The organism is bacterium, from assembly GCA_037131655.1.
Classification (GTDB): Bacteria; Armatimonadota; Fimbriimonadia; order Fimbriimonadales; family JBAXQP01; genus JBAXQP01.
The window spans coordinates 1-4,546 of the sequence record JBAXQP010000221.1 but is presented as its reverse complement, the minus strand read 5'-3'; the positions used below and the strand labels follow the sequence as shown (position 1 = coordinate 4,546).

Genomic DNA, 4,546 nt, shown 5'->3' with positions numbered 1-4,546 from the left:
ACTGATCGTCTTCTTGAGGATCAGTTTCCGGATAGATACGGGTAGGCCGAAGGCCAGATGGATAGAATCCATTATAAGGTCTATAAGCGGCTTCACTAACAGTCAGAAAGACTTCTTCTTCAATAGAGCTTTAGACTTATCCAGTAGGCTCTTCGCTAGAAGTTAACCATTATATTCCACTAGTGAATCGGCACATCGTCAGGATTTTGGCGCTATTAAAAAGACACTGCATTTTATTGATTTATCTGAAGGAACAATTGCACGTTTATCGAATATAATAATCAAGCACACTAAATGCGGTTGACTCAGAATAAATTGTGTTTCCGCTAAGGTAGAGCTGCCTCAAAGTTTTTCGTATATACCCAAAAGCCTCCATGTTCGAGGAATTAAGAAGTTGAATAAAAACCTATACGCGCACACCCCTGGAAACTCGGGAAGCTGGCATGATCTGGAACAGCATTGCCGCGCTGTTAGCGAGATGGCTGCTGAATTTGCCGCTAAGTTTGATGCCTCAGAAGTAGGCCGCCTTCTTGGTTTAGCACATGACCTCGGAAAGGCTGACCAACGATTTCAAAACTATTTAAAAGCCGCTTCGGAAAACCGACAGGCGGAAAGATGCCCACATGCCATCGGTGGCTCATGCGTTATGGCAAAAGAGTTGGGTCCGCTTGCACTGGCAGTAATTGGCCATCATACAGGTTTAATAGCCATTGATGAATTCAGCGTGCGTGCAGCGAGTGCCGACTCACAAACCGTGAAAGCTGCACAAGACTTCGCTGCTGCTATTGGCATCCATCCAAAGAGACCAACTTTACCAACATCGGCCAATAATCCTCTGGACGCCGAGATGCTAATCCGCATGTCTTTCAGCGCTTTGGTAGACGCTGATTATCTGGATACCGAGCATCACATGCGCGGAAATGTCACACGCGGCAAATATCCACCGGTTAAAGACTACGCGGGGCAATTGCGCGAATATGTTGACCAGAAAACAGAATCCGCGAAACTTTCCACTGTGAATGAAGTACGGAGGGGGGTTCTTGAAGCGTGCCGAGGAGCAGCAGGCAAACCACAAGGTGCTTTCCGCTTGACCGTGCCAACAGGCGGCGGCAAGACACTCTCAGGGTTAACTTTCGCCTTGGAACACGCTCAGGTGCACAATCTTGACCGAGTGATCGTGGCAATCCCCTTCACGAGCATCATCGAGCAAACAGCAGACCAATATACAACCGTATTCGGAAGCGAAAATATTCTTGAACACCATTCAGCATTAGACTTTGAAGAAGATGACGATTGCACGCGGCAGTTGTCAGCTGAGAATTGGGATTGCCCTTTGATCGTGACAACAACGGTGCAACTTTTTGAAAGCCTGCTGTCCAAGCGCCCTTCTCACTGCCGCAAGCTCCACAACATTGCTCGCAGCGTGCTTGTACTCGATGAAGTCCAGATGCTGCCTCCCCACCTATTAGAAACCACCCTTGATGTTCTGAGACAGCTTATCGAGTGTTATGGAGTAACGGTACTCTTTTCAACAGCCACCCAGCCGGATTGGAGTGATGTGGGAGCACCGCTAATCAGTGAGGCAGTTGAGATTATAGCGGAACCTAAAAAGCTTTTCGATCAGTTACGACGTGTGCAGTATTCCTTCGATGGCACGTTGACCCCGGAGCAGGTGGCAACAGCCCTGCTTGAGCATACGCAAGCCCTTGCAGTGTTCAATACGAAGAAGGATGCGGCACTTGTCTATGATGCTTTAGAAGATTCCGATGCCTTGTATTTAAGTACAAGCCTATGCGGAGCACACCGACGGAAGGTGCTAGAGGCAGTGAAAGCAAGGATGAGTGAAGGTAAGCCCTGTCGTTTGGTATCGACTCAGGTAGTTGAGGCGGGCGTTGATCTGGACTTTCCTGTTGTTTTCCGTGCTATGGGACCGTTGTCAAGCATTGTCCAAGTCGCCGGCAGATGCAACCGTGAGGGCAATCAAAGCGAACCCGGCATATGTCATATATTTGAATTAACGGGAGGCGGTAGCCCAAAAGGCGCGTACCGCACTGCAATTGACCTGACCCGTTCGCGCATAGATCGCGATATTAAGCGGTTGGACATGCCGGACGTTCAGTCTGCCTACTTCCACGATCTCTATAGAAGCACAGCAACCGACGCTAAGAACATTCAACAGTCCCGTGAACGTTTAAATTATCCAAAGACAGCTGAACTATACCGACTTATTGACAAGAACACCACCGCCGCGATCGTGCTTAGCTACGCACCGAAGAAGATCGAGCAAGTTCTCGCGGCTGTGCATCATGGGAACATCTCGCCGAGATATGCCGCGAGAAAGCTCTCCCCTTATCAAGTCAACCTCTTTGAACATCAATTGCGCAAAGCGGTTCAATCCGGTGATGCGCGATTGGACGAACCAACCGGGTTCTATCTTTGGATAGGGCTCTATGACAAGAACCTTGGGATTAGCGGTTCACAGATCGCTGACCCCTCCGACCTGATTATATAGGAAGGTGAAAATGAGTAACTGGCTTTCCGTGCGAGTGAAGGGTGAGTTCGCGTGCTTTACGCGGCCAGAAGCCAAGGTAGAGCGTGTGACTTACCCAATAATGACGCCTTCGGCTGCGCGTGGGATATTGGAGGCCATCTTCTGGCATCCGCAGTTTGTATGGCGAGTCCATGAAATTCACGTGTTGTCGGAAGTGCGCACCTTCTCGCTGGTGCGAAATGAACTTAACAGCAAGATGTCTATTGGAGGTTCGCCTCTTCTGATTGAAGAGGACCGAACACAACGGCATGCTGTGTGTTTACGGGATGTTGATTACGCGATCTATGCCGATGTGGAAGTTAAGCCGGACGTAAAAGATGACCCCGCCAAGTATCGTGATCAATTTAGGCGTCGCGTTGAGCGCGGCCAGTGCTTCCACCGTCCAGCGCTCGGCTGCAGGGAATTTGCTGCGGAATTTGGTCCAATGCCTAATCGCGATACTACGATCGACTGGAACGAAGACCTCGGGCTGATGCTCTGGGACTTGGACTACAAGACTGACGCAAAGGGCAATATAAAACCTCCGCACAGTCCTCTCTTCTTTCATGCCATCGTAGAAAGCGGTGTTCTAAAAGTACCTAATAAACCGCTGGGGGTGGAGCGATGATACTCAAGCGCCTTATTGAGTATTGGGAACGCGAAGGGGATAGTTTGCCGTCCGGTTATCAGCCAGCTTTCCTCACGAAGCGAATTAGTCTCGACAAAGATGGCAAGCTGATCGAAGTCATAGCTCTAACCGGTGAAAAAAGGGGAACACGCGAGGGCAAGACTTATGTCGTTCCTCGTGAACAACCGCGGCGTTCGTCAGGCGTAAGGCCTCGCCTCATCCATGACAACGCACAATACGTGCTAGGGCTGGAAGGAGATAAGGACAATCCGAAGCGAGTGGCTCAGTCACACCACGAGTACGTGGCGTTGGTTAAGGAGTGCGCAGAGAAAACGAAAGAACCTACGGTTCAAGTTCTAGCCAATTGGCTTGTGAACGGAGGCCCTGAAAAGCTAACTAAATCGCATGAGATCGACCCAAGTATGGATGACTTTTTTTTAGAAGTCAACGGGATCAACCCTGCTGACTTACCTTCAGTGCGTGCCTTTTGGTCAGCACCTGCCGAAGGAGAGCGTGGACTCTGCTCGATAACTGGAATTGAAACCGTTATTGTTGACCGCATGCCTATTCCAATTAAAGGTATACCCGGAGGCCAACCGAGTGGAACCGCGCGGGTTAGCGTCAACAATCCATCCGGTGAATCCTTTGGACTTAAAGCAGCCTTGAACTCACCCATCGGACAAGTACCTGCAGAAGCGATTGGCAATGCGCTCAATCGCCTGCTTAGTGACTCTTCTCATCACCTAAGGGTAGGGGAAACGGTATTTCTAGCATGGACTAAAAAACCTACCGAATTCTCCTTCTTTGACCTAGTGAAGCAACCAAGCGCTGAACAGGCCAAAAACCTGATCGCTGCAGTGTCAGAGTCACTGTCACGTCAAGCGGGACTTGAGGGCGGCGCTGCTTGGAGGAAACCGGAGGCGATGCAGGCTGTCAGTGATGACGACTTCTACGTGCTCGCGCTCAGCGCCAATATGTCACGAGCTGTGGTTCGCGATTACCATGAAACCACACTACCCAACGCAAAAAGGGCACTGGCTCTTTGGTACTTAAAGCTAGGTATTCAGGGAATGGATGGGCAGGATATAACACCACCCGGTATATTCCAATTGGCAGTTAGCCTCTACCGTGAAGCTAAGGATATCCCAAAGCATGTTCCGGTCAGCTTATTGCGAACAGCGCTTACGGGAGTGACCTTACCGAGTTTACTACTTGCACTGGCCGTTCGGCGAAATGTTGTTATGCGCGGCCCATACGATGAAATGAACAAGAAACGAAGACTAAGCTATCCACGCATAGCTTTAATTAAAGCTGTACTAACCCCTAATCCCAAGGAGGACAATCAATTGAGTGCATTAAATGAAAAACATCCGGACGCAGCCTATCAC

The 4,546-nt window shown here is 49.7% G+C and carries 3 protein-coding genes; all 3 read left to right on the top strand.

The genetic code is table 11. The features are described 5' to 3' along the window. The first annotated feature begins 394 nt into the window (after positions 1–394). Complete coding sequence (cas3, locus tag WCO51_10000; protein MEI6513590.1) at positions 395–2,512, top strand: CRISPR-associated helicase Cas3'; 2,118 nt, start codon at positions 395–397, stop codon at positions 2,510–2,512. A gap of 10 nt (positions 2,513–2,522) precedes the next feature. After that, complete coding sequence (cas5c, locus tag WCO51_09995; GenBank protein MEI6513589.1) at positions 2,523–3,158, top strand: type I-C CRISPR-associated protein Cas5c; 636 nt, start codon at positions 2,523–2,525, stop codon at positions 3,156–3,158. Beyond that, on the top strand, positions 3,155–4,546 hold a 1,392-nt coding region (locus tag WCO51_09990), incomplete at its 3' end, for a type I-C CRISPR-associated protein Cas8c/Csd1 (GenBank protein ID MEI6513588.1). The genes cas5c and WCO51_09990, both read left to right, overlap by 4 nt.